Genomic DNA, 25365 nt, shown 5'->3' with positions numbered 1-25365 from the left:
TCATACATAAATCCCCAATTACCATTGGAGGAAAGAAAATCGAAAAAATTACCTAGGTCCACTTGACAGCTTCCAAGATGTAATTTATCTTGACATTTAGTTTATGCCTTGGGTATAATATCGCCTAGGCGTTTTTTGGGGTGAATAATATTGAAAATAGATATTCAAGAAATTAAGAAAAGAACAGGGGCCTCCCAAAAATATCAACTGAGAGAGATGATTGCTTCTTTAACGCTCGGAGAAGACCGCCTTGACTTCACGCAACCAGTGGAAGCTCAACTCACAGCTATCAATACGGGCGAGACCATTCTGGTACGAGGGGAAATCAGAACCGAAGTTCGCCTGCGGTGTGCCCGTTGTCTGGAAACATACCGGTACTCTCTAACGGCCGATTTCGAGGAAGAATTTCAAGACAGGACTGTTGTACATGGAGAGCCGGAAGAAGGGATACATCTATACGAAGGCAATTATATTGACCTTAAGGAGCAGGTCGAAGAAAATTTGCTTTTAGCCGTTCCTATGAAGGCTTTGTGCCGCCATAATTGCAAGGGCCTTTGTAGCCTTTGCGGGCAGAATTTGAACGAAGCGCAGTGTAACTGTGAACGGGAGGACATTGATCCCCGACTGGCCGTTCTAAAGGACTTATTAGATAACAAATAGATCGTTGTGGAAGGGAGGGGTAGAACATGGGTGTACCAAAGAGGAGAGTGTCGAAAGCAAGGAAAAACAAAAGGCGTTCTGTGTGGTTAAAGATTTCTTCACCGGCGTTGGTGGAGTGCCCGCACTGTCATGAGCTGAAATTGCCTCACCATGCATGTCCAGAGTGCGGCTATTACAAAAACCGGGAGGCAGTTAAATAGTCTATAAAAATAGATTATTTACAATAGCCGAAAGCAAGAAGCTTTTGGCTATTTTTTTAAGAAGAATTTACCGAAGTTGCATAAAAGAGGAGTATTTGCTATACTATATTTTAGGACCAGGTGATAATAGCAGGTAACATTAAGGGTGGTATTTTATGGCTGGGCGGCGAATGAGCAGGAAACGACGACAGTTACGGTTGCAGGAATTGTTGGAGAAGAATCCTTTCTACACTGATGAGGAACTGGCAGAGCATTTCGGAGTGAGTGTTCAAACCATCCGTCTTGACAGAATATTTCTGGGAATACCTGAATTACGAGAAAGAATGAAGCACGTAGCCGAAGAAGCCTATGCCAAAGTCAAATCCATGACCGAGGCAGAATTAATTGGCGAGTTAATAGATATAGAACTGGGTAGTTACGGCATATCTGTATTGGAAATAACGCCGGAAATGGTGTTGCAGCGTACAAGCATAGCTCGAGGACATTTTCTTTTTGCTCAGGCTAATTCTTTAGCCGTTGCTCTGGTAGATGCTGAAACAGTCCTTACCGGCAGTGCCCGGGTGCGTTATAAACGTCCCGTATATGTCGGGGAAAAGGTGGTAGCTAAGGCTCGAGTTAAAGTTCGCCGCGGGAATAGTTATCTGGTTTCGGTATATTCTACGGTGAATTCGGAGCTGGTGTTTAAAGGACAATTCATCGTTATGGTTCAAGAAAGTACCAGAAGAGCAGGAGGAGGAAAAGGTGAAAATTGCGGTTGATGCTATGGGAGGAGACTATGCCCCAGAAGAAATTGTAAAAGGAGCGGTACAGGCCGCGGAAGAGAATATAGCCGAAATTATTTTAGTGGGAGACAAGGAGGCTATTGCGCGTCACCTTCCGTCAAATCGGGCGGGATCCCGGATAGAGATAGTTCATGCTGCTCAGGTGGTAGATATGGATGAACCTCCTGCCGTCGCTTTACGCCGTAAGAAAGATACTTCCATCGCTACCGCTACTCGGTTGGTTAAAGAGGGAAAGGCAGATGCGGTCATCTCTGCCGGCAGTACGGGAGCTCAGATGGCAGCAGCTCATATCATTTTGGGCCGCATTAAGGGAATACAGCGTCCGGCTATTGCAACGGTATTTCCTACGCGCCGAGGGGCGAAATTAATTTTAGACGTCGGCGCCAATGCCGATTGCAAGCCGCAACACCTCGTAGAGTTCGCTCTAATGGGCAGTATTTACGCGGAAAAAATACTAGAGATTTCTCATCCTAAGGTGGGACTGCTGAATATTGGCACTGAGGAAACAAAAGGTAATGAATTGACCCAGACAGCATACCGCCTGTTAAAAGAGAGCTCTCTTAATTTTGCCGGCAATGTGGAAGCCCGGGATATTCCTTCCGGGATAGTGGATGTGGTAGTCTGTGACGGATTTGTTGGTAATGTAGTGCTGAAATTTGCAGAAGGACTGGCAGGAGAGATGCTTGAGCTGATTAAACAACATCTGGCCCAAAGTTTAATAACCCGCCTGGGTGCGGCTCTAGCTTTTCCGGCATTAAAGCGAATTAAAAAGATTATGGATTATACAGAATATGGGGGAGCACCTCTTTTGGGTGTGGAAGGTGTAAGTATCATATGCCACGGAAGCTCCAAGGCAAAGGAAATAAGAAATGCCATTAAGGGAGCAGCTAGAGGTGTGGAAAGCCGTTACGTAGAGCGAATAAGAGAATTTGTAGCCAAAGGAGAAGGTGCAGATGCTTAAAAATTTACGGCCTGTAGGTATAGTAGGGACAGGATCATACGTTCCTGAACAAATAATAAGTAACAGCGATTTGGAAAAGATGGTGGATACCAGTGATGAATGGATACGAACCCGCACCGGTATTCGCGAACGGCGTAAGGCGGACGACAATACTGCTACTTCCGACCTGGCGATTGTAGCAGCTCAGCGAGCTCTGGAGGATGCGGGCGTAAATCCCGAGGATGTTGATCTAATAATCGTTGCTACCGTAACTCCCGACATGTTGTTTCCCGCCACTGCTTGCTTGGTACAAAAAGCCATTGGAGCGGAACGGGCTGCAGCTTTCGACCTGGAAGCGGCATGCAGCGGCTTTATTTACGGGTTAGGGATAGGCTCGCAGATGGTGGCTACCGGTTTGTACGATACCGTCCTGGTAATAGCAGCAGATACTTTGAGTAAAATTGTAGACTGGACTGATCGCAATACATGTGTCCTTTTCGGAGATGGGGCTGGAGCGGCGGTATTAAGACCCGTTTCTGAAGGGGAAGGAATCTTGGGCAATTATCTTAAAGCGGATGGTAACGGTAGCGAGCTGTTAAAAGTACCGGCAGGAGGTTCACGTCTGCCGTCATCGGTGGAAACGGTAACCCAGAGGCTTCATTACATACACATGAACGGGAACGAAGTATTTAAATTTGCTGTGCGCATCATGGAAGAAGCAGCACTAAAAGCTTTAGAACAATGCGGGCTCAGCAAGAAAGATATAGATTATTTGATACCCCACCAGGCTAACATCAGAATTGTGGAGGCGGCATTAAAACGGTTGGAGGTACCATCAGATAAGGTATACATTAATTTGGATAGGTACGGCAATATATCCGGCGCCTCTATCGCTGTAGCTTTGGATGAAGCTCTTAAAGAAGGTAAAATTCAAGCGGGAGATTTAGTTCTATTAGTTGGTTTCGGTGCCGGACTTACTTGGGGGGCTACGGTGATTCGGTGGCCTAAAGGCCTAAAGGGGAGGAATTTAAATGCTGAAAACGGTACTTTGTGAACTGTTAGGAATAGAATATCCCATTTTACAGGGTGGTATGGCCTGGGTAGCTACAGGAGAACTGGCTGCTGCAGTGTCGGAAGCGGGCGGACTTGGAATAATTGGCGCTGGTAATGCCCCTCCTGAGGTGGTCAGAGAAGAGATTAATAAAGTGCGGGAAAGAACGAATAAACCATTTGGTGTTAACATTTATTATCTTTCTCCTTATGTGGAGGAACTCATTGATTTAATTATTGAAGAAGAAGTACCGGTGATAACTACGGGAGCAGGCAATCCCGGCAAGCACATACCCCGTCTGAAAGAGGCCGGTGTTAAAGTTATTCCGGTGGTGGCTTCCGTAGCCCTTGCGAAGCGGTTGGAACGACAAGGAGTAGATGCCCTTATTGCCGAGGGAATGGAGTGTGGCGGTCATATCGGGGAAATCACCACTATGGCTTTGGTCCCTCAGGTAGTGGATGCGGTGAGCATTCCGGTTATCGCCGCCGGCGGAATTGCTGACGGCCGAGGTCTGGCCGCTGCGCTCTCCCTGGGAGCAGCAGGAATTCAAATGGGAACCCGTTTTGTCTGCGCTGATGAATGTATTGCTCATCCTAATTACAAAGAAGCTATCATTAAGGCCAAGGATCGAGATACGGTGGTAACTGGAACAGAGGGACATTATGTCAGAGTTTTGAAGAACAAGCTGGCGCGTCAGTTTGCTGAACTGGCTGCCTCCGGCGCTCCCTTTACCGAATTTGAAAAATTAGGAGCGGGTAAATTGCGGGCGGCAGTGATTGAAGGAGATGTAGAGTATGGTTCCCTTATGGCGGGTCAGATAGCCGGACTAATTAGTGAAGTCAAGCCTGCCCGGGAAATAATTTCCGAAGTGGTGGAAGAAGCCAGGCGGGTGATAGACAGGATGCAGCAGGTCATAAAACCGGATGGGAGGTAAAATATGGGAAAAATAGCCTTTGTCTTTCCGGGGCAAGGATCTCAATACGTTGGAATGGGCCGTGAATTGGCAATGACCTTTGCGGAAGCGGAAGAAACATACTCCGTCGCCTCCCGTGAATTGGGATTTGATGTAGCAGATCTCTGTTTTCACGGTCCGGAAGAAAAACTTAAACAGACAGCTAACACTCAGCCGGCAATATTGACTACCAGTATCGCCTGCTGGCGTGTTTTACAGAGAGAAGGTATCCGCCCTGATTTTGTAGCTGGACACAGTTTAGGCGAATATTCCGCGCTGGTAGCAGCGGGTGCACTGGCCTTTGCGGACGGAGTTAAACTGGTGAGACTGCGGGGGCGATTGATGGAGAAAGCTGTGCCCCAGGGGAAAGGGAGCATGGCGGCAGTGCTGGGGTTACCGGCGGATGAAGTAAACAGGCTATGCCAGGAGGTAGGGCAAAAGGGGCTGGTTGAACCGGCGAACTTTAACTGTCCGGGGCAAATAGTTGTGGCAGGAGAGACGGAAGCCGTGGAACTCTTTACAGCAAAAGCCATGGAAGCAGGAGCCCGGCGGGTAGTTAAATTACCGGTCAGCGGACCGTTTCACTGCCGGTTAATGGAACCGGTATCGGAAGAATTATCCAGGGCACTGCACAAAGTTGATTTTAAAGACCCGGCGGTTCCAATAATTGCTAACTCCACAGCCGACTATGTAGAAACGGTAGAAGAAATTAGAAAGGTCTTAGTTCAGCAGGTCAGCAAGCCGGTTTTATGGGAGGATTCCATTCGGAAGCTTATCGCGGATGGAACGAAAACCTTTGTTGAGGTAGGCCCGGGTAAGGTTTTAACTGGACTGATTAAGAAAATAGACAAAAACGTAAAGGTGTATAACGTGGAAGACATGAAATCCTTGGAAAAGACGCTTGCATCTTTAAAGGAGTGTAGCTAAAATGATTTTAGACAACAGGGTTGCTATTGTCACCGGGGCTTCCCGGGGAATAGGGCGGGCTACTGCCTTGGCTTTAGCTTCAGCCGGTGCTTCAGTGGTGGTCAACTACTTCGGCAGTGAGGAAGCAGCGCGAGAGGTAGTCTCCTGTATCGAAGCAAAAGGAGGGCGGGCTCTAGCGCTGCAGGCCGACGTAGCCAACGGGGAAGCAGTTGCGAAGCTGGTAGAAAGCACTTTGGATCACTTTGGCCGAGTTGACATTTTAGTAAATAATGCAGGAATAACGCGAGATAATCTTTTATTACGAATGAAAGAGGATGATTGGGATAAAGTAATTAATACTAACCTGAAAGGGGTTTATAATTGTACTAAAGCAGTTTTGAAACCCATGATGAAGCAGAAAGAAGGTCGTATTATTAACATTGCTTCGGTAGTTGGTATTAGTGGGAATGCCGGCCAGGCTAACTATGCTGCGGCCAAAGCAGGAATCATAGGTTTTACTAAGTCAGTGGCCAAAGAAGTTGCTTCCCGAGGAATCCTGGTAAATGCAGTGGCCCCTGGTTTTATTATTACTGATATGACTGATTCCCTTTCGGAGAAGGCCAAGGCGGAACTCCAGGAGAAAATTCCTCTGGGACGCCTGGGGAAACCGGAAGATGTCGCCCAGGTGGTTCTCTTCCTGGCTTCGCCGGCTGCCGGATATATAACCGGCCAGGTTATCAACGTGGACGGTGGGATGCTAATTTAAAATATATTGTACATTTTTGAGGGGAGGTGAGATCGTGGATATTTTTGAGAAGGTAAAACAAATCATAGTTGATCAGCTAGGGGTTGATGAAGAGGAGGTAACTATGGAGACCTCCTTCGAGGATCTTAATGCTGATTCTTTGGACATAGTTGAGCTGATTATGGCTCTCGAGGAGGAATTTGAATTAGAAATTCCCGATGAGGATGCCGAGAAAATAACTACGGTGGCTGATGCAGTCGAGTATATTAAGAATAGAGTTTAGTATTATATTAAATTTTTGGGTAATAAACCTAAATCCCGTAGTATTCTACGGGATTTTTTAAAAATAGGTAATTATTGGATGATATGTTAATTATATAAAAAAGTCTCGCGGTAGCGGTTGGGGCAGAGGAGGTATCGTAGTGAAAAACAGAGTTGTTATTACCGGTTTAGGAGTAATCTCGCCTGTAGCTACTGGAAAAGAAAAATTCTGGAAAGCCCTTTTGTCCGGTCAGTCGGGAATAGGCAAAGTAACTCGTTTTCCGGCGGATGATTTTCCCACCCGTATTGCCGGGGAAGTACGGGATTTCGATCCGGCAGATTTTTTCGACCGTAAGGAAGCCAGAAAGATGGATCGTTTCACCCAATTTGCTCTAGCGGGTGCCAGCATGGCGATAGAGGACGCCGGATTGGTTCTTGATAAAGAGGATCGAAACCGGGTAGGAGTTATTTTTGGCACCGGGATCGGGGGCATAGAAACTTTAGAAGTGCAAACAGAAGTATTGATGACCAAAGGGTCCAGAAGAGTCAGCCCGTTTTTCGTTCCAATGATGATCAGCAACATGGCGGCGGGGCGCATAGCCATCGATTTTAACGTTAGAGGTCCTAACTTTACAGTGGTCAATGCGTGTACTACCGGTACCAATGCCGTGGGAGAGGCATTCCGGGTTTTACAGAGAGGAGATGCCGATGTAATTATTACCGGTGGTTCAGAGGCAGCGGTGACTCGTTTGGCCTTTGCCGGTTTCTGTGCTATGAAGGCGATGTCTACCCGGAATGATTGTCCGGAGAGTGCCAGTCGCCCCTTCGACCGGGAAAGAGATGGGTTTGTTCTGAGTGAAGGGGCGGGTGTTTTGATACTGGAGAATCTGGAACATGCGCTGGCCCGCAATGCACGTATCTATGCAGAAGTAGTGGGTTACGGGTGTACTGCAGACGCCTACCATATCACTGCTCCCGCTCCCAAAGGAGAGGGAGCCGCTCGGGCTATGGAAATGGCACTTAAAGATGCAGGCTTGAAACCAGAAGATATTAGCTACATTAATGCCCATGGTACTTCAACCGAACTTAATGACAAATATGAAACCATGGCTATTAAGACCGTCTTCGGAGATCATGCCTATAAAATTCCTGTAAGCTCTACCAAGTCAATGACGGGACACTTGTTAGGTGCCGCCGGGGCTGTAGAGGCAATTACCTGTGCCTTGGCCATTCGGGACAACGTAGTACCTCCTACCATCAATTATGAAAATCCTGATCCTGAATGTGACCTCGATTACGTTCCCAACCGGGCCAGGGAGGTATCCGTGGAGGCGGCTTTATCTAATTCTTTCGGTTTTGGCGGACATAATGGATCTATTATTCTGAAGAAATACCGCGGATAGGTGTCCTAGCAGCAAACAGGTGGGGGAAGAATGAAAGGTGATCGAAAGAAACAGTTGGCGGAACTCCAGCAGAAGCTGGGAGTGAGTTTTAAGAACTGGGAACTGTTGAATAGAGCTTTGACCCATCCAACCTATGCTTTCGAACATAGGGAGTTAAAATTAGAGCACAATCAACGCTTGGAATTCCTGGGAGATGCGGTTCTAGGAATGATCATGGCGGAGTACCTCTACTTAAATTATCCGCATAAACCGGAGGGTGAATTAACTAAAATGCGGGCAGCAGTCGTTTGTGAGCCTACTTTAGCTAGAAAAGCGGCAGAACTGGGGCTTGGTTCTTACTTACTTTTAGGTAGAGGAGAAGAACTTAGCGGCGGGAGAGAGAGGGCTTCCATTCTCGCGGATGTGTTTGAAGCAGTCATCGGTGCTTTGTATCTGGATAAAGGTGTGGAGGATACCAGGAATTTCGTACTTGCCTACTTGGCCGAAGAAGTCAAGCACATAGAAGATGGCGGATACGGCGACTACAAAACTGCCTTGCAGGAGTTGGTACAGAAAAACTTTGATGACAACGTCTCTTATGTGATTCTGGAGGAAACTGGTCCCGATCATGACAAAAGGTTTGTGGCCGGAGTTAAGTTTCAGGAGCGTTTATTGGCCAAAGGGTCGGGACGGAGTAAAAAAGAAGCAGAACAGAAGGCCGCAGCAGTTGCTTTGGAAAAGATTGAGCAGGGAGAGATAAAGTTAGTTGGTGATACCTAATGGCCAAACGTTTCTACATTATCCCGATTTTTGCCCCTCATCTAGGCTGCCCCAACCGGTGTATTTTCTGTAACCAGCGGCGGACTGCATCTACGTACCAGATACCGAATGCGGGTACAGTAAGAAAAATCATTGAGAGCCATTTGGATACAATTCCCATGCAAGGTGATATTCGGGTAGAAGTTGCTTTTTACGGGGGAAGCTTCACTGCCCTGCCGGAGAAACAGAGAGAAGAATTGTTGACGGCGGCCAGTTCTTATGTGGAGGAAGGACTGATTACGGGAATCCGGGTCTCTACGCGGCCTGATGTTGTTGACCAAGGTATCCTGGAACAACTTAAGAAACATAAGGTTTCCGTGATTGAATTAGGTGTTCAATCTATGGATGATGAGGTTTTGGCGGCTGCCGGGCGGGGTCATACTAGTAGAGACGTGATTTTCGCCTCTCGCCTAATTAAACAATATGGCTTTCGTTTGGGACATCATATAATGCTCGGATTACCGGGAGACAGTTGCGATAAAACCTTGGAAACTGCCCGTAAAGTCTTGGCCCTAAAGCCAGACTTGGTGCGTATTCATCCTACTCTGGTTATTAGAGATACGGAACTGGAAAAAAGGTACAGACAAGGTATATATCAACCTTTGTCCCTGGAGGAAGCGGTAGCGCGATGCAAAGAGTTGGTGATACTTTTTGAGAGATTTGGTGTAGAGGTTATTCGTATTGGACTTCAACCAACTCCAACTTTAAACCTGGAAGGCGATGTGGTGGCAGGTCCGTTCCACCCGGCCCTTGGAGAACTGGTTTATGCAGCAGTGGCATATGAACAACTGGCAGCTCTAACTACCGCTTATCTGGCTGGACGGGAGGTAGAAAGAAAAAAAATTAAGATTTACTGCCATCCACGGGATCTCTCGGTGGTAACGGGACAGGCCAAGAGGAATATAATAAAGTTGAGAAAAGAGTTTGATATCGGAGAGGTTGAGGTTAAACCGGAAGAGCGATTGTCCAGAGGTACCTTCGGCATTTCAGGGGGCAATCTTTTCCGCCCTGAAATGTTGTTAAACAGGCAGGAGTTTGTCAACAAATATCGAATTAAAATTAAATCCGAAACAAAATAACTTATTAAGAAAACAACGAAGGATAAAGGAGGAGTTTAGGGTGGAAGTATTAAAAGTATCAACTAGATCAAATCCTAAAGCTGTTGCTGGAGCACTTACGGCTGCTTTTCGTAATCAGGGATCGGTAGAAATTCAAGCGGTAGGAGCAGGAGCGGTTAACCAGGCGGTGAAAGCTATTGCTATTGCACGAGGTTATCTGGCTCCCAATGGATATGACTTGGTAATGATTCCGGCCTTTACGGAAATTGAAATTGATGGTGAAGAGAGAACGGCCATCAAGTTTATTGTAGAACCCCGGTAATTGGAGGGTGGTGGGAACCGGAAGGCGCAGACTAGATTGCGCCTTTTTTATTTTTTCAACACCAAAACGGAAGGGGCACTAACAGAAAAATATTCAAGTAAAATAGAGGCAAAAAGTAGGAATCTTGCTAAAAAACACGAATACGTAAGCTGAAGTCGAGCATTTGAGGAGGATTATCATGTCGCTGGGGAGCAAAATTCGGGATTTTCGTAAAGAAAGAGGGTTAACACTGGCTCAGTTGGGTGAGAAAATAAACGTTTCGGCCTCCTATATCAGTAGTATCGAAAGGGATTTAAAAAAGCCTACCATTCCCATGCTGAAGAAGATTAGCGATGCGTTAAACATTCCTATAACCTATCTTTTAATTGAAACGGCGGATATCGTTACTGGGGAGAAATTAAAGCTGGTCAGGGAAGGAAGAAACCTTACCATTGAAGAACTGGCAGAAATCAGTGAAGTACCCGCCGAAAGTATCAGGCGGTTTGAGGAGGGGACTGCCCAGCCCACCCTGGAGCAATTGGAAAAGCTTTCGGAAGCACTCAATGTAACTATACGTTATTTCCTGGAACGTTCTACGGGAAGAAGTACAACTCTCGGAGAACGGGTGAGGGCGGCACGGAAAAAGCAGGGCATGTCCATAACTGTTTTGGCTGAGAGAGCGGGAGTATCTCCCGGACTTATAAGTCAAATTGAAAATAATCAAACCCTTCCGCCGCTGGATACATTAGAAAAAATCGCCAGAGCCCTAAATACTTCGGTATACTATTTTCTGCTGGAGCAAGAAGATGTTGCCGACCTGTTAAGCTCTTTAAATCGCGATTTAATTGAATTGCTGGGTGATCCGAGAGTTCAGGCTGTTTTACGGACTATAAGAGATTTTGACACCAATGAACTGCAGTACATTTTGAACTATATCCAGTTTTTCAAAAAACACCGTAGTCTGTTGTCTTAAATCGAGAGAAATTATTAAGAGTTATTAAGCATATTGCATATAGTCAAAGCAGTTAATAATATACAAAAAAAGAAATTATTCCTAAATTTAATAACACAAAATCAGTCTTTACTTTCAAAAAAATGTAGTTTAATTAATTTTTATTTTCGGAGAAAAAAAATTTAACCGTTTAACCCTTCATTTTTACCATTTAACACCTTTTTTTAGCATTTTAGCCGGAAAATGTTGTAAATAACTTAGTTTTGACTTACTATAAAAACGAAAACCCCGATTATGAATGTTATGAGCCGTAAGGCTCAGATAATTTTTACTGAAATATTAGTAATAGATAAAAAAGGATAAACCAATGGTTAAATGAAGTAGATGAACTGGTAACTTGTACCGAAAAATAAATACTGGGTTAAAAAACACGATTTAAAGTTGACAGAATTTTAAAAAAAAATATAGGAGGTGTTAAAGTGGTGTAGAAGTAGACTAAGAGGAAGTTTATTTCTTATTGATAGAAGGGAGGCTCTACAATGAATAGCAGAGAAAGATTTATGGCGGCATTAGAAGGTTTACCTGTGGATAGGTTACCTGTTGTTAGCGTCTGTCAACATGCCACCTATGACCAGATGGAAAAATTGGATACATACTGGCCTGAAGCCAACCGTAAGGCAGAGGACATGGCCAGACTGGCTTCAGGAGCTTTTTCAATTTTGGGTTTTGATGCAGTGAGGGTTCCTTTTTGCCAGACTCATGAATTAGAAGCTCTAGGGGCTCAGTTGAAGAAAATGGATAATAAGAATCTGCCTAGTGTGGATGTGCATCCTTATAAAATCGGTGACGAAGCAGAATTTCCTGATGATTTTCTTTCGAGAGGAAGAATTCCAGAACTGATTAAGGCAGTGAGTATTTTAAAGGAAGAATTAGGTGAGAAGGTTATTGTTATAGGCGGTATTATTGGGCCGTTTTCTATTGCTGCTTCTCTGGTGGGAATAACCGATATGATAAAAGCTGCGTGGAAAAAACCAGAGTCCGTGCGGCAGTATATAGAGATAGGGGAGAGGGCCGGTACCACCCTAGCCAAGGCGATGATAGAAGCCGGTGCAGACATAATCGTTGTTGAGGATATGATGGCTTCTCTTGATATTGTCAGTCCTAAAATATATCGGGAACTGTGTTTCCCGTACGAAAAGAAACAAGTGGAGCAACTAAATGTTCCGGTAATTATCCATATTTGTGGTAAACTGGACAAAATTATTGTAGATGTAGCCAAAACCGGTTGTGCAGCCATAAGTGTTGAACCTGTGGTCAACGTTGAGGAAGCGCTCGAGAAATTTAAGGCAGAGGGGTTAAGCGCACCGTTGATTGGAGCAGTCCACCCTGTGGAATCACTGTTCCTAGGAAATCCGGAAAAAGTGAAACAGGAAACACTCGACTATATTAAAAAGGGCGTGTCCATGATTTCTCCCGGCTGTGCGGTGCCTCCTGGAACGAAGATTGAAAATCTCAAAGCCATGGTTGAAGCTGTAAATGAGGCGGCTAATATTACACAATAATTACAGAATAGAAAATGAGGTCTGGCTGATTTTGTCGCGGTAAAAATTTCGGCGGATGGATATTGTTTCTTCGGTTATAGGGTGGGTATTGCTTCTTCGGTTATTTTGTCAAGATAAAATACAACACCGATGAGGTACCCACCTTTTAGTTATTTAGGTTTTGGGCACTGAGAAGTTGGCAGCGTAAGCCTAAAATTAGGTGTGGATTATTGTGTCTACGGTGTTTTGAGAAAAGCCGCGTAGAAAATAACTGAGGTGATCCTGAAGTGGATCGCGGACTGGAACGGATTTACAAATCTTGGGCAAAATTTATGAGCACACGGGAGATTGAGCCCTACGTCGTGAGACCCGTTATTGCTAATTCATGGCACCGCTGTTTTCTGATGCAAGTAGATCCTATGAAACCGCTCTCAGATCTTCAACTTTTAGGTGACCAGCAGATTAGAAAGCGGGTTGAGCGGCGTCAGGAACTAATAGATGCAGCCGTTCCCTTCATGAAACACTTGTATAATTTTGTCAAGGGCTCAGATACTTTTGTGTGTCTCGCTGATGACCAAGGAGTTATATTGGAAGCGCTGAAAGATCAGGTAGTCAGCCACCGTACAAAACATTTGTGTTATGAAGTAGGAGCCGACTGGAGCGAGGCAATAGCTGGTACGAACGCTATTGGAACTGCCCTGTTTGAAGGAAAACCCATCCAGGTGACGGCTTCGGAGCACTACTGCCAGGTTTTACATTCCCTTACCGGGTCGGCGGCCCCTATATTTTACCCAAATGGTGGGCTGGCGGGTATTCTGTGTATTATGGGGTTACACCAGCATGTATATCCCCATACTCTAGGAATGGTTGTCGCGGCTGTTAAGGCCATAGAGAATGAACTTGCCTATCGAAAGACTTCGAAGGACCTTCTTGTAGCTTACGATAAGACAAAGACAGTTATTGAAACAATGAGCGAAGGCCTTATTTCTATTGAACAGAACCAGATTATTACCCATTTAAATTCCGAGGCAGCCAAGATTTTGGGGGTGAAAAAGGATAATTGTATCGGCAAGCACGCTGCCGAAATTTTTGGGCCTAACTTCCCCCTATTGGATGTGTTGAAAACTGGTGAAGAATACACTGATAGAGAGATTCTTTTCGATAGTCCGACAGGTCCGGTAAGGTTTACAAGTACTGCCAGGCTTATTAGAGACTCTTCGGGAAACGTCCGGGGAATGATAGCTACTATGCGGAAACCGAATATTGTACACCAGCTAGTTAATCGGTTTGGGGGGGCACAGGCTACCTTCACTTTTGATGACATTATTGGTAATGAACCCTGTATAGTGAGTCTGATCCAGAAAGCTAAAAGGGTAGCCCGAAGTGGTTCGACCATTTTGCTGCAGGGGGAAAGTGGAACCGGAAAGGAAATGTTTGCTCAGGCCATTCATAACGCCAGTGGCAGGCGTTACGGTCCATTTGTAGTCATTAACTGCGGGGCGATTCCCCGGGAGCTGGTAGAGAGTGAACTTTTCGGGTACGAAGATGGCGCTTTTACAGGTGCCAAAAAAGGTGGGCGTCCGGGCAAATTTGAGTTGGCGAACGGTGGTACTATATTTTTGGACGAGATAGGCGATATGCCGTTAGAAATTCAGGCTGCGTTGCTCAGGGTTTTGCAGGAAAAGCAGATTACCAGAATTGGGGGACAAAAGCCTGTTAAGGTAAACACCAGGGTTATAGCAGCTACAAACAAGAATCTCGCAGAAGAGGTGGATAAAGGGAATTTCAGACTAGACCTTTATTACAGGTTGAATGTAATCACCCTTCACATTCCTCCCCTTAGGGAAAGGGCTAATGACATTCCCCGTTTAACTCGGTATTTTGTGGAAAAAATCAGCCGACGTTTGGGAATCAAAGCGCCTAAGATTGATCCAGAGGTCTTTACATACCTTCAAAATTACGACTGGCCGGGAAATGTACGGGAATTAGAAAATGTTATCGAACAAGCTCTTCATGTTTTGGAAGGTGAGGTTTTTCATCATGAAAACCTACCACAAAGGATACTCTCCGGGAGTGGGAGGAAGGCCTTTTTAAGAAAAAAAGGCTTGAGCAAAATCAAAGAGGTGGAAGCCAAATTGGTCAAAGATACTCTAGAGGCGCACAAATGGAACATAACCAAGGCCGCAGAAGCCTTGGGGATAGGACGCAACACACTATACCGAAAGATTAAGCAGTACAACCTTGCGGGAGAAAAGTAGATTGTCAGCGTACAGCGGGTAACCCTCCCAAGCATAAAAAATGAGCATAAAATCGCCAACAAGCGCTAGGGGGGCGAACATGAGAATTAAGGACTTTTCCAACATCTTCGTTCGCTACGATTTGATCAACGAGAGTCCCTACTATAACGTTGGTAGAAGAAAAATGTCCGCAGACCCCGAGCTACAAAAGGTTATAGATTGTGTGATTCTCGGAGATATCGAGAACATTGAGAACGTCGTTCGTGAAGCATTAGCTATTAGGGAGCCGGTAGAGGTAATGTATAAGGGGCTCCTGGAGGGGATGCGGGAAGTTAGAAGACTCTGGGATGAAGGTGTATATTATTTGCCCCAAACCATTTTGGCTTCCGATGCTATGTTAATGGGCCTAACAATGTGTGAGGAGAAACTGGGGCACCCCATTGAAAAGAGGGGAATCGCTATCACTCATACCGCGGAAGGGGATATACATGACCTCGGACAGAAGATTGTTAATGTGCTCCTGCGTTCGGTGGGTTTTGAGGTTATCGATTTAGGGAAGGATGTTCCCGTCGAAGAAGTGGTGGCTGCTGTTAAAAAATATAGGCCTCATATTTTATGCGGAACAGCTCACCTCAGTACGACTATGAAGGCTTTAATGCAGATTTCGCAGCGTTTGCGGAAAGAGGGAATAGAATTGCCTTTTGCCTGTGGAGGAGGGGGTGGAGTAACATTGTCTTATATTACTAGTTTTGCCATGGGTATTTATGGTCATGATGCTTCATTAGCTCCCAAAATTGCCGATGATGCCGTAAGCGGAATGAGTTGGAAGGAATTGAGAGAAAAATATAATGGGAATTAATGGATTTAAAACAGTGATAAATTATGTTAATTATGTTCATGTTGAGTTCTATTATGCCACATATGGAACAGTTCCATTTTGGAACAGTGATTTTTCAATATTTCCCGGCAGATTGTTCCGATTCGGAACGGCGCATAAAAGGAATTGTGGGTTAAAAAGATATTCTATAAATATTCAAAAAATACAGATTATACAGATTTTAAGCCTTGCACCGCTGTATTTTAAACCTTAAAAATTTACTTCCGTGATTTGGCATGGAGCTTGCTTATTTTCCAACGCAGAGTTTTAAAATTTGGCAGGGAAGGAGGGGATATGAGGGCCCAGGTGAAACGGTTTTATAAAAAGAGGGGCGTTTAACAAAAAATGTTGAAAAACAAAAACAAAGGAGGTTAGACAAATGCCCAAATTTGACAAGATGGCTTACGCAAGCGCTGACGAAATGATTTTTGGGCAGGCTAAAAGCCCTGTGAAGTACGGACGTGATTTTACGGTTGGGGGTGGGTACGTATTCCCTGAGCTTGTACCTCATCCTCGGCCGGGAACTGAGGCTACCAAAAAGTCATTAATGAAAGAATATGAGAAAATGGTTACCGACGTTCTTGATCGCTGCGTCGCCATTGGCATCCCGGGCATTCAGGTGGAATTGGAGCATGTTTATCAAATGACCAAGAACCCCGATTGGGGTGGCGAAATTGCTGCCCAGACCAAGCACTTGATGGAGGAGTACTATCGGAAGTTTGGTTTGAGGAGTGCGATTAGAGCTACGATTGCTGACTACCGGAAGCCTGACGAGGAAGACATCCGGAGCAGCGTTGCCCTGGAGACTATACTTAAAGCGTTTGAAGAAAGTGCGGTTGGTGGGGCTGATAACCTATCTATCGAGTCGGTAGGTGGTAAAGAAATTTCTGATTATTGTATTGTCCGCCAAGACATTAGGGGTGTATTGTTCGGCATTGGAGTACTGGGCAGCAGGGACATGGAGTTCATGTGGAAAAAGATTGTTGAAATTGCCCAAAAGCACGGTGCTACGCCTGGCGGAGACACCAACTGCGCGCAGGCCAATGTTGCAATGTTTATGGCCGGTGGTTATCAGGATCGTTCTGTACCGCACACTTTTGCTGCACTAACTCGGGCTATTGCTGCCGCTCGTTCTCTGGTTGCCTATGAACAAGGAGCGAAAGGCCCCAGCAAAGACTGCGGATATGAAGACGTGATTGTCAAAGCGATTACAGGAATTCCGATCGCTATGGAAGGAAAGGCATCAGCCTGTGCCCATAGTGACCTAGTTGGTAACTTAATTGCTGCTTGTTGTGACCTGTGGAGCAATGAAGCTGTTGAGTATCACGATATGTTTGGCGGCACCACGAGCGCGGTTTTTACTGAGATTTTAGGGTATGATGTGGCCTTGATGAACACTTCTATCGAACTTGGTACTGCCAAGCAACTGCAAGAAATGATGGTTTACTCCGACAAATACCGTGATATGCACGGTTTCATCCTTAGCCCGGAAAACGCTTACGAGATCGGTAAAGCTATTGTAGAAAACAATACCTCTTACTATTCTCGTGCAAAGGCTGCGGCCTTGAAGGCTGGCGAACTCATGATGAACGATAGCCAGTTGAAGATGTCCAAATTTGAAAGAGAGTCGCTACAGAATGCTCTGAGAATCCTTGATGGTTTGCCGGACAAGGAAGAAGATTTTATCAGTGAGTGCATCGATATTTATAAGAAACTGGTGCCTGGATTCAATCCTGCTAACTATGGTCTGTAATCGTCACCTTTAAGTAAGTTTGTGTAAAAAATAATGAAGGAGGGGAAACCATGGCGGCGGTGGCCAACTTTGATAATATTTTTGTTAGATATGACCTCGTTGGTGAGGTTGAAGCCAAGGGAGCCAGAGTAGCCAGCAAAAACCCTGCTCTTCAGCGAGTGATGCAGTGTGTTGTAGAAGGAGACACCGATAACATAGTGGATGCTGTAAACGAAGCTCTGAAAGTAGCCGATCCCTTGGAGGTTATTAATGAGGCTCTGGTCAAGGGTATGAATGAGGTCAGCAGATTATGGGACGAGGGAGAATATTACCTTCCTCAGGCTATCATCGCTTCCGATGCCATGCTGATGGGGCTTGAAATTTGTGAGAAAAAGATGGGTCAGTCCCTTGAGAAGAAAGGCGTGGTCATTACGCACACAGCAGAGGGTGATATCCATGACCTTGGTCAAAAAATCGTCAACGCTCTACTGCGGGCCAATGGTTATGAGGTTATTGATCTCGGTAAAGACGTACCAGTTGATGAGGTAGTAGCTGCGGTTAAGAAATATAAGCCGGTTATGCTTACTGGAACAGCATTGATGACTACAACTATGACTGCCTTTGAGCGTATTTCCAACCGCCTCCGCAAGGAGGGAATTGAGCTGCCTTTTGTCTGTGGGGGAGGAGCGGTTTCATTAGAGTATGTAAGTGGATTTGATCTTGGAATATGGGGTAAGGACGCCTCTCAGGCTCCAGGTATGGCTCAAGATGCCGTGAATGGTTTAAGCTGGCAGCAAATGAGGGAGAAGTGGAACGCTTAATTGACGCCTAATTAACTGAAACGTTATTTGGAGGAATGGTTTCTATGCTGGTCGAGGTCGTTAACGGGCTGCTTGGTTCAGGCAAAACCACTTACTTACTCAACAGGATGGAGCAACTGGCTCCGAAACAACGGGTGGTCGTGCTGGTAAATGAATTTGGAAAAGTAGGAATAGATGGCGACCTGCTAGGGGGAAGGGATACAGAGGTAGTGGAATTACCAAACGGGTGCATTTGTTGTACCTTGAACGCTGATCTGCGCAATCAGGTAAAGTACATAGCAGAGAATTACGCGCCTGATTGGTTGCTAGTGGAACCGACTGGAGTTGCTACCATCAAGAACCTTTTGGGGATTTTTAGCAGCCTCAGTTTAGAAAAATATATAGACGATATCAAGGTGACCATAATACTTGACGCAGAGATGTTTGAAGACATTATGCAAGCCAACAGGCAGTTTGTAATTAACCAAATAGTAGCAGCTCAAAAAATTGTCATTAATAAGTGTGACCTCGTCAGCAGTAGAGAAGCTGAGAAAATTAGAGAAGAAGTAAGAAAAATAAATGGAAGGGCGCGGGTGTCACTTGCGGTTTTTGGCAGGGAAATAGACTATGGGGACGGATTGAGCGGTACCGCTCAGGATAACTCTGCCATGGATAGTGGCACCCGTCTCCCTCAAGATGAGGTGTTGATCAAAGGATATCAGGAATTCAGTAAAAAGTTTACAGGAAAATGCTCGCGTTCCAGGCTACGTGAGTTTTTTGAAGAACTTAAGATAAAAAGGCTGGGCGACATTGACAGAGCCAAGGGAATATTTTATACCGATAAAGGTCAATGGATCAGGATGGATTTGGCAGGTCGCGGAATTAATGAGGAAATTTTAAGTAGAAGTTTCGAGTTTAACAAGGTAGTGGTCATTGGGACCAACCTAGATACTGAGCAACTGGAGAAACAATTGATTAAGTGTCTAACGGAACAGGAATAGGGGGCATCTGAGTAAATCATGGGCAATGTCGGAATCGCTTTCGATTTAGGTACAAGTGGTTTTCGTGGGCAGGCGATAAACCTGTCGGATTTTACAATAATCGGAACTGTGCTTACGGCAAGACATCCTCTTCCCGGGGCAAATGTGATGGATCACTTAAGTTTTGCTATAGAAGCGGGTATAGAACGGGCTCATAATATTGTAATTGATGCTATTAATCAGATGATTGAAAAATTTAACGTCCCGGTGGAAGATATAACGGCGATTGCAGTTTGCGGAAATCCAATACAGCTTTCCATCTTTGAGTGTATTGAAATCAGGGACTTGGCCTACGCGGGTGAAAGAAAAAAGAAACTGTTGGGGATAGTACCCCCGAACCGCGATGCGAAGGTGAAGAAGGGAAGCGATATTCCTGGGCTGAAAGTACATAAGAGGGTCAAGGTCTACATTCCGTCTGCAGTTAAACATGAGATCGGTGCAGATGCTCTGGCTATGATGGTACAGTCCGGCATGCTCGAAAGGGATGAAATAGCCTTAGCTACGGATTATGGTACAAATGCTGAGATGGCCCTAAAAGTTGGCGATAAGATTATCACGGGATCATGTGCTGCTGGTCCCGCCTTGGAGGGACAGCATATTGAATACGGCATGTTAGCTGCGCCGGGCGCAATTCATGACGTCTCTCCCGATAAAGTGGGGTACAGGTGCTTCATTCTAGACGATGAAATGGTGAGTGTCCCAGGACCAGTGGTGGATCTAACCCAGAGTCGCGAACTAGAGAAAGGAGAGTATGAAGTCAGGGGGATTACTGGTACAGGTGTCATTTCACTTGTTTATGAGGGCATGAGTGCAAGATTGATCAGCATTCCGGAGATACAGACCCCAGACAAGCAACTTCATTTAGGTAGTAGGGTTAGATTTACAGAGCATGACATTATAGAAGCTGGAAAGGCTATTGGCGCAATCAGGGCCGGTTATATCACACTAGCCAAGGAAGCGGGAATAAGTTTAGAGGACATCACTACCGCTTACATGGCAGGAGCTTCTGGTACGTATGTCAATGCCTGGAAAGCGCTTCAAATCGGCCTTTTGCCGCCTGCTGTAAAAAAAGTTTACCAGATAGGCAATACGTCCCTAGCGATGGCCCGGGAAATTGTATGTAACCCCGAGAAACTCTGGGAACTTCAGGCGCTGGCTCAGAAGTTGCGAGCCACCCATTGTATGTTCGGAGATTCTGAGGTCTTTGAAAAGGCCTACCTTTTAGAATTGTCACTTTGGGGAGAGGGAATGCCGTGGAAACAGTACCATAGATTTGCTAAGATGTACCAACTTCCAGTCCTCCCAGAAACAGAGAAAAATCCCGTGATCAAACGAATTTATCCGAGGGACATCCCTGATGTTGGCTGCCAGGGGATAACATACGTTACACAGGTAGGTTATCCGAGGGTTCTTAATTTTGAGAACTGCACCCAGTGCGGACTGTGCGTCGAAAAGTGTCCGGAAAGAGCATTATCCTTGCTGAATAGCGGAAGTCTTATGATCAGAACTGATCGTTGCAATGGCACGGCTTGCAAGAAATGTGAAATGAACTGCCCGGAAAAGGCTTTCAAACTCAATTTGATGTAGTAAATGATATTGATTTGATTCTTTGGTTGAAAGTAGATAGTTCTTTAATTTAATAGATGCTCTTTGTTGAAATAGGAGGACCAGGTGAAACTTAAGAAGAAAAAGAAGGGATTAAATGGATGTCCGAAATCCAGTATCCAGACTATTTTCAAGTTCGGAATAAATAGCGAACAAATTACGAGTCTTTCCTTTACCGCTGTAAGCAACAACTTTGAGCTGGCCATTGCAGTGGCAGTAGCGGTATCTGGCATAACTTCCGGGCAAGCATCTGCTGCGGTCATCGGTCCATTAATTCAGGTCCCGGTGCTGATCAGTTTTGTCAATGTAATAGAGAAAAATATTTTGTATGTAAGAGTGAGTCTGTGTAGGCCTATTTTTAGCTGACAGAAGATAACGGGCCTTGCGAAGACAGGAAGTTTCGAGTAAAAATAAAACATATTTTATAGACAGAAGATTAAGAATAATATCTTAACAAAAATACCCGTTTAAACCCGTATTTATACCTTTTAACATTAACTTTTTTCCACTCAACCAATTTTTATTGGAATTTGGAAACCGCTGGTATATAATATTCTTAAACCTAAAGCGAGGGTAAATTTTTTTAAATAAAGTTTAATAATAGATAATAATTTTTAAACCAAGGTTCATTTTGGGAGGTGAGGTTTAGTGGATATATAATAATTTAGTTTATCACTGACAAGATTTAAGCAGATTATAACATTTTATAATAACAGAGGAGGTATTCTAGCATGGTCAGTCCGGAAAAGGAAAAGGAGATTTTGGAGAGACTTAAGCAGGGCGTAATAGAATTTGACGAAGAAGCGGTGCGTCAAGCGGCTGAGGAAGCATTGGAGTTGGGCATAGATGCCCATAAAGCAATTTTTGATGGTTTGGTACCGGGAATGGAACGCGTGGGACAACTTTATGAAGAGCAGGAATATTTTGTTCCGGAGCTTCTTATGTGTGCTGATGCTATGTACGCAGGATTGGAAATTTTGAAGCCCCATTTGAAAACTAAAGATACAGGAGTTAAGGGACAGGTAATCATGGGTGTAGTACAAGGAGATGTTCACGACATTGGGAAGAACATTGTGAAGATGATGTTTGAAGCGTCAGGATTTACCATTCATGATTTGGGTCGAGATGTGCCTTTAGAAAAGTTTGTGGAAGAACAGCTGAAGACAGATTCTGACCTCGTGTGTCTTTCGGCTATGATGACTACCACCATGGTAGGGATGCCGGAAGTAATTAAGATGATTAAAGAGAAAAATCCCAAAGCCAAGATTATGATCGGGGGAGCTCCTGTAAATGAAGAATTGGCACAAAAGTGGGGAGCCGATGGCTATGCGCCGGATGCCAATAACGCGTTAAAAGATGCTATAGCCATGATTAGCTCCCTCAGAGATTTACAAAAAACATCATAGAAATAGTAAAGAAATAGTAAAGTAAAAATAATTTTACTATAAAAAATTACTTCTGTCCAGGTAATTAACTACTTGAAAAAGTGGTTTGGACTCCGGAAGTTAAGGAGGATTTACAGGATGGAACATACTGTGATTTTTCAACCGTCGGGGCGACGGGGGAAGGTAGAGGAAGGGAAAACTCTATTACAGGCTTCTCACGAGTTGGGAGTAGATATTGAGGCTGTCTGTGGAGCAGCCAAAGTTTGCGGCAAATGCAAGGTCAAGATCGAGGAAGGATATTTTGAAAAATTTGCTATTGATTCCCGCATGTCCAACCTGTCGCCACTTACGGAAGAAGAAAAAGATTTTCTTACGCAGGAGGAAATTAATAACAGTTACCGGTTGGCATGCGCAGCGGAGATTAAAGGAGATGTCTTAGTTTTCGTGCCGGAGGAAAGCAGGGGAGCCCAGCAGGTAGTACTGGAGACGGGTAAAGAACGGGTCTTCAACCTGAATCCGGCAGTTAAAAAATATTATGTAGAATTATCGCCGGCTACGCTAGAGGATCACCGGGGAGATTTTGAGCGGTTAAGGGAAGCCCTACATGAGAAATATGAGCTACCTCAAAACTTGCGGATCGATTATTTTGTTTTAACCAAACTGCCCATAATCTTACGGGAAGGCGATTGGAAAGTTACGGCTACCGTTTGGAACGACCAAGAAATAATTATGGTCGAGCCGGGACTTGCTGAAGGCAATTATGGCGTAGCCATTGACATCGGGACAACCACTGTTGCTGCCTACTTGATGGATCTTAACAGTGGCCAGCAGCTGAGCAAAAAGTCTATGATGAATCCTCAAGTGCGGTACGGAGAGGACGTTCTATCCCGCATTACCTATTCCATGATGAATGAAGGTGGATTGCAGAGAATGCATGAAGCCATTATTGACGGGATAAACACTCTGATAGCCAAGATGGCAGAAGATGTAAATATTTCCATGGAACAGGTTCAGGAAGTGGTTCTAGTATTCAATACGGCTATGCATCACATTGCCTTGAATATCGAACCCAAATTTATGGGGCGTTCACCCTTTGCTCCGGCAGTAAAGGAGTCTCTGGATATTAAAGCCCGGGACCTCGGGATCAAGATTAATCCCTGCGGTAACATTCATGTACTGCCTATCGAAGCCGGATTCGTGGGTGCAGACAATATGGGAGTTATGATTGCTGAAGAACCTTACAAACAAGACAAAGAAATTCGCATGATAATCGATATCGGAACTAACGGCGAGATTGACCTGGGCAACAGTAAGAAAATGCTTTGTACTTCCTGTGCTACCGGACCGGCACTGGAGGGTGCGCAAATCAAGTTCGGTATGAGGGCTGCCCCCGGTGCTATTGAAAAAGTTAGAATTGATCCTGAAACGCTGGAACCCCGGTATAAAGTCATTGGGAAGGAAGAGTGGTACCCCGATATCAAGAAGACCGATGCGAAGGGACTTTGTGGGTCCGGGATTATTGATGTGATAGCCGAAATGTTTACGGCCGGTATTATCAATAAAAGTGGCAGGTTTAACAAAAACCTGAATACTCCCAGGATACGCCGGGGCGAAGACGGGAAATATGAGTACGTTCTGGCATGGGCTGAAGAGACGTCAATTGGAAAAGATATCGTGGTCACCCAAGCCGACGTGCGGGCGGTACAGTTAGCCAAGGCTGCCCTGTACGTAGGCGGGAAATACTTGATGGAGAAGCTCGGTGTGGATAAGGTGGACAGCGTGACCCTGGCGGGAGCATTCGGCAGCTATATCGACACCAAACGGGCTATGATTTTAGGCATGTTCCCGGATTGCCCTCTGGATAAAGTGGTGGCGGTAGGTAACGCTGCAGGAGACGGGGCCCAAATTGCTTTGCTCGACAAAGATAAAAGAGTGGAAGCTAACAAAGTAGCTCGAGAAGTGGAGTTTGTAGAAACGGCTATCGAGGAGGATTTTCAGCAAAGATTTGCCGAGGCTATGCCAATACCGCACGGTAAAGATGAGTTTCCACATTTACAAGAAATCTTAAAAGAGGTAGAGGAAAGAACCAAAAAGAAAGCTGGGTAGAAGAATTATTTGCCAAAGTTTCCTGAACTAAGCTCTAAATCCTCGGTAGATAATTTTAACTTTAATGAGGTGATAAAATGTTCAATTTTAAAACTCCTCAAAGAGTTTGTTCCATAGGAAACATTAGGATAGGAGGACAACCTGGAGAAAATCCACCTTTATTGATTTCATCGATGTTTCATAATGGAGATAAAATACTTGAAAGTCGTAAGGAGAGAAAATTTAATAAAAAGAAAGCAACTGATTACGTTAAACGACAGGAAGAACTTTCGGAATTGTCAGGTATACCGGCCATAGTGGCCATGGTTGCAACCAGTGCAGATGAAATGAAAGCCTATGTAGATTTTTTTACCAGTATTAGCGATAAACCTTTTGGAATTGACATGTGGGTTCAGAAAGCGCGTCTGGAAGCCATGCGCTATATAGCAGAATTGGGACTTCAGGACCGGGTGCTGTACAACAGCATCACACCTTGGGATAAAGACATTCCTGGCCAGATCCAGGAGCTTAAGGACATGGGAGTTAAGCATGTGGTTGTTCAAGTCTTTGACGAGGGGGACCAGACACCGGCCGGACGGGTCAAATCATTCCGCAAAATGATGGAAATGATCGGGGAGGATACTTTTGAGACCATCTTAATAGATACTTCAGTAATGAATCTGCCGGCTATAGGGTTTTCGGCCTTAGCATGTAAAATGTTAAAAGAAGAGTTCGGCTGGCCGGCAGGAGTGGCAGCCTCCAACGGAACCTGGATGTGGAAACAAGCACGAGAAATATTTGGAAGCGATGGGTTTAAGGCAATGGACGGCGCAGGTCAGGCGGTCGGGGCTCTCCTATGGAGCGACTTTATGTTTACCGGACCTATTGTCGCCATGCCCAGGATAGTACCGGCAGTGACGAGCGCAAGTTTAATTTTAAGCACCCTGGCTTATCAAGAAAGGAAGGAATTACCGAGCAACCCGAATCATCCTTTGTATAAGTTTTTCAACGATTTTGCCGATAAACTGCGCGGTAGCAGCGCTTCTTAAAAAAA

At 45.0% G+C, this 25365-nt stretch carries 24 protein-coding genes and 1 pseudogene; all 25 read left to right on the top strand.

All coding sequences use genetic code 11. From position 1 onward, the window contains the following. Positions 1–150: 150 nt before the first annotated feature. On the top strand, positions 151–660 hold the full coding sequence (locus KKC1_RS01095) for a YceD family protein (protein ID WP_088552674.1): 510 nt from the start codon (positions 151–153) through the stop codon (positions 658–660). A gap of 26 nt (positions 661–686) precedes the next feature. After that, entirely contained in the window at positions 687–860 is a 174-nt protein-coding gene (gene rpmF, locus KKC1_RS01090) for a 50S ribosomal protein L32 (protein WP_088552673.1), read from the top strand. Between the two features lie 155 nt (positions 861–1015). Beyond that, complete coding sequence (fapR, locus tag KKC1_RS01085; protein ID WP_088552672.1) at positions 1016–1618, top strand: transcription factor FapR; 603 nt, start codon at positions 1016–1018, stop codon at positions 1616–1618. Continuing rightward, on the top strand, positions 1602–2603 hold the full coding sequence (gene plsX, locus KKC1_RS01080; RefSeq protein ID WP_088552671.1) for a phosphate acyltransferase PlsX: 1002 nt from the start codon (positions 1602–1604) through the stop codon (positions 2601–2603). The genes fapR and plsX overlap by 17 nt, the downstream gene beginning before the upstream one ends. Continuing rightward, complete coding sequence (locus tag KKC1_RS01075; RefSeq protein ID WP_088552670.1) at positions 2596–3636, top strand: beta-ketoacyl-ACP synthase III; 1041 nt, start codon at positions 2596–2598, stop codon at positions 3634–3636. Before plsX ends, KKC1_RS01075 begins: the two co-directional genes overlap by 8 nt. Beyond that, positions 3614–4567, top strand: coding sequence for an enoyl-[acyl-carrier-protein] reductase FabK (gene fabK, locus KKC1_RS01070; protein WP_088552669.1), 954 nt, complete (start codon positions 3614–3616; stop codon positions 4565–4567). Before KKC1_RS01075 ends, fabK begins: the two co-directional genes overlap by 23 nt. A gap of 3 nt (positions 4568–4570) precedes the next feature. Further along, positions 4571–5512 carry an ACP S-malonyltransferase gene (gene fabD, locus KKC1_RS01065; protein ID WP_088552668.1) on the top strand — a complete coding sequence of 314 codons (942 nt, stop codon included), beginning with the start codon at positions 4571–4573 and terminating at the stop codon, positions 5510–5512. A 1-nt stretch (position 5513) separates the two neighbouring features. Continuing rightward, complete coding sequence (gene fabG, locus KKC1_RS01060) at positions 5514–6257, top strand: 3-oxoacyl-[acyl-carrier-protein] reductase (RefSeq protein ID WP_088552667.1); 744 nt, start codon at positions 5514–5516, stop codon at positions 6255–6257. Positions 6258–6291: 34 nt separating this feature from the next. Then, entirely contained in the window at positions 6292–6519 is a 228-nt protein-coding gene (gene acpP / locus KKC1_RS01055) for an acyl carrier protein (protein ID WP_088552666.1), read from the top strand. 139 nt (positions 6520–6658) lie between these two features. Then, positions 6659–7900 carry a beta-ketoacyl-ACP synthase II gene (gene fabF / locus KKC1_RS01050; RefSeq protein WP_088552665.1) on the top strand — a complete coding sequence of 414 codons (1242 nt, stop codon included), beginning with the start codon at positions 6659–6661 and terminating at the stop codon, positions 7898–7900. Positions 7901–7930: 30 nt separating this feature from the next. Then, positions 7931–8659: a ribonuclease III gene (gene rnc, locus KKC1_RS01045; protein WP_088552664.1), complete on the top strand. Its 729-nt coding sequence runs from the start codon at positions 7931–7933 to the stop codon at positions 8657–8659. Next, on the top strand, positions 8659–9777 hold the full coding sequence (locus tag KKC1_RS01040; protein WP_088552663.1) for an elongator complex protein 3: 1119 nt from the start codon (positions 8659–8661) through the stop codon (positions 9775–9777). Before rnc ends, KKC1_RS01040 begins: the two co-directional genes overlap by 1 nt. A 40-nt stretch (positions 9778–9817) precedes the next feature. Beyond that, on the top strand, positions 9818–10078 hold the full coding sequence (locus KKC1_RS01035) for a stage V sporulation protein S (RefSeq protein ID WP_088552662.1): 261 nt from the start codon (positions 9818–9820) through the stop codon (positions 10076–10078). Between the two features lie 178 nt (positions 10079–10256). Then, entirely contained in the window at positions 10257–11030 is a 774-nt protein-coding gene (locus tag KKC1_RS01030) for a helix-turn-helix domain-containing protein (RefSeq protein ID WP_088552661.1), read from the top strand. Between the two features lie 518 nt (positions 11031–11548). Further along, positions 11549–12571 carry an MtaA/CmuA family methyltransferase gene (locus tag KKC1_RS01025; RefSeq protein WP_088552660.1) on the top strand — a complete coding sequence of 341 codons (1023 nt, stop codon included), beginning with the start codon at positions 11549–11551 and terminating at the stop codon, positions 12569–12571. 266 nt (positions 12572–12837) lie between these two features. Further along, the gene (locus tag KKC1_RS01020) at positions 12838–14808 is read left to right on the top strand and encodes a sigma-54-dependent Fis family transcriptional regulator (protein WP_088552659.1); all 1971 of its coding nucleotides are present in this window, start codon (positions 12838–12840) and stop codon (positions 14806–14808) included. A gap of 79 nt (positions 14809–14887) precedes the next feature. Next, on the top strand, positions 14888–15646 hold the full coding sequence (locus KKC1_RS01015; RefSeq protein ID WP_088552658.1) for a B12-binding domain-containing protein: 759 nt from the start codon (positions 14888–14890) through the stop codon (positions 15644–15646). A gap of 397 nt (positions 15647–16043) precedes the next feature. Next, on the top strand, positions 16044–17417 hold the full coding sequence (locus KKC1_RS01010) for a methyltransferase MtaB domain-containing protein (RefSeq protein ID WP_088552657.1): 1374 nt from the start codon (positions 16044–16046) through the stop codon (positions 17415–17417). 50 nt (positions 17418–17467) lie between these two features. Beyond that, positions 17468–18217 (top strand): B12-binding domain-containing protein, encoded by a 750-nt coding sequence (locus tag KKC1_RS01005; protein WP_088552656.1) that lies wholly within the window; start codon positions 17468–17470, stop codon positions 18215–18217. A gap of 44 nt (positions 18218–18261) precedes the next feature. Then, positions 18262–19197, top strand: a complete 936-nt coding sequence (locus KKC1_RS01000) for a CobW family GTP-binding protein (protein WP_192868016.1) — start codon at positions 18262–18264, stop codon at positions 19195–19197. Positions 19198–19215: 18 nt separating this feature from the next. After that, the gene (locus tag KKC1_RS00995; RefSeq protein WP_088552654.1) at positions 19216–20823 is read left to right on the top strand and encodes a methylamine methyltransferase corrinoid protein reductive activase; all 1608 of its coding nucleotides are present in this window, start codon (positions 19216–19218) and stop codon (positions 20821–20823) included. A 150-nt stretch (positions 20824–20973) separates the two neighbouring features. Further along, positions 20974–21207: pseudogene (locus KKC1_RS00990) on the top strand (arsenic resistance protein); the annotation flags it as partial. A gap of 365 nt (positions 21208–21572) precedes the next feature. After that, a complete protein-coding gene (locus KKC1_RS00985; RefSeq protein WP_088552653.1) occupies positions 21573–22247 on the top strand; it encodes a cobalamin B12-binding domain-containing protein in 675 nt (224 codons plus the stop codon). Between the two features lie 117 nt (positions 22248–22364). After that, a complete protein-coding gene (locus KKC1_RS00980) occupies positions 22365–24332 on the top strand; it encodes an ASKHA domain-containing protein (RefSeq protein ID WP_088552652.1) in 1968 nt (655 codons plus the stop codon). Positions 24333–24409: 77 nt separating this feature from the next. After that, a complete protein-coding gene (locus KKC1_RS00975) occupies positions 24410–25360 on the top strand; it encodes a tetrahydromethanopterin S-methyltransferase subunit H family protein (RefSeq protein ID WP_088552651.1) in 951 nt (316 codons plus the stop codon). Positions 25361–25365 lie beyond the last annotated feature (5 nt).

It is taken from the genome of Calderihabitans maritimus, assembly GCF_002207765.1.
Classification (GTDB): Bacteria; Bacillota; KKC1; order Calderihabitantales; family Calderihabitantaceae; genus Calderihabitans; species Calderihabitans maritimus.
Note: the sequence above shows the minus strand (reverse complement) of the source record. Positions and strands in the feature narration are given on the sequence as shown.

Excerpts from the sequence above, each read along its gene's own strand:
- rpmF (WP_088552673.1), top strand. The coding sequence starts at position 687 with ATGGGTGTACCAAAGAGGAGAGTGTCGAAAGCAAGGAAAAACAAAAGG.
- fapR (WP_088552672.1), top strand. The coding sequence starts at position 1,016 with ATGGCTGGGCGGCGAATGAGCAGGAAACGACGACAGTTACGGTTGCAG.
- KKC1_RS01075 (WP_088552670.1), top strand. The coding sequence starts at position 2,596 with ATGCTTAAAAATTTACGGCCTGTAGGTATAGTAGGGACAGGATCATAC.
- fabK (WP_088552669.1), top strand. The coding sequence starts at position 3,614 with ATGCTGAAAACGGTACTTTGTGAACTGTTAGGAATAGAATATCCCATT.
- fabD (WP_088552668.1), top strand. The coding sequence starts at position 4,571 with ATGGGAAAAATAGCCTTTGTCTTTCCGGGGCAAGGATCTCAATACGTT.
- fabG (WP_088552667.1), top strand. The coding sequence starts at position 5,514 with ATGATTTTAGACAACAGGGTTGCTATTGTCACCGGGGCTTCCCGGGGA.
- rnc (WP_088552664.1), top strand. The coding sequence starts at position 7,931 with ATGAAAGGTGATCGAAAGAAACAGTTGGCGGAACTCCAGCAGAAGCTG.
- KKC1_RS01040 (WP_088552663.1), top strand. The coding sequence starts at position 8,659 with ATGGCCAAACGTTTCTACATTATCCCGATTTTTGCCCCTCATCTAGGC.
- KKC1_RS01030 (WP_088552661.1), top strand. The coding sequence starts at position 10,257 with ATGTCGCTGGGGAGCAAAATTCGGGATTTTCGTAAAGAAAGAGGGTTA.
- KKC1_RS01025 (WP_088552660.1), top strand. The coding sequence starts at position 11,549 with ATGAATAGCAGAGAAAGATTTATGGCGGCATTAGAAGGTTTACCTGTG.
- KKC1_RS01015 (WP_088552658.1), top strand. The coding sequence starts at position 14,888 with ATGAGAATTAAGGACTTTTCCAACATCTTCGTTCGCTACGATTTGATC.
- KKC1_RS01010 (WP_088552657.1), top strand. The coding sequence starts at position 16,044 with ATGCCCAAATTTGACAAGATGGCTTACGCAAGCGCTGACGAAATGATT.
- KKC1_RS01005 (WP_088552656.1), top strand. The coding sequence starts at position 17,468 with ATGGCGGCGGTGGCCAACTTTGATAATATTTTTGTTAGATATGACCTC.
- KKC1_RS01000 (WP_192868016.1), top strand. The coding sequence starts at position 18,262 with ATGCTGGTCGAGGTCGTTAACGGGCTGCTTGGTTCAGGCAAAACCACT.
- KKC1_RS00995 (WP_088552654.1), top strand. The coding sequence starts at position 19,216 with ATGGGCAATGTCGGAATCGCTTTCGATTTAGGTACAAGTGGTTTTCGT.
- KKC1_RS00985 (WP_088552653.1), top strand. The coding sequence starts at position 21,573 with ATGGTCAGTCCGGAAAAGGAAAAGGAGATTTTGGAGAGACTTAAGCAG.
- KKC1_RS00980 (WP_088552652.1), top strand. The coding sequence starts at position 22,365 with ATGGAACATACTGTGATTTTTCAACCGTCGGGGCGACGGGGGAAGGTA.
- KKC1_RS00975 (WP_088552651.1), top strand. The coding sequence starts at position 24,410 with ATGTTCAATTTTAAAACTCCTCAAAGAGTTTGTTCCATAGGAAACATT.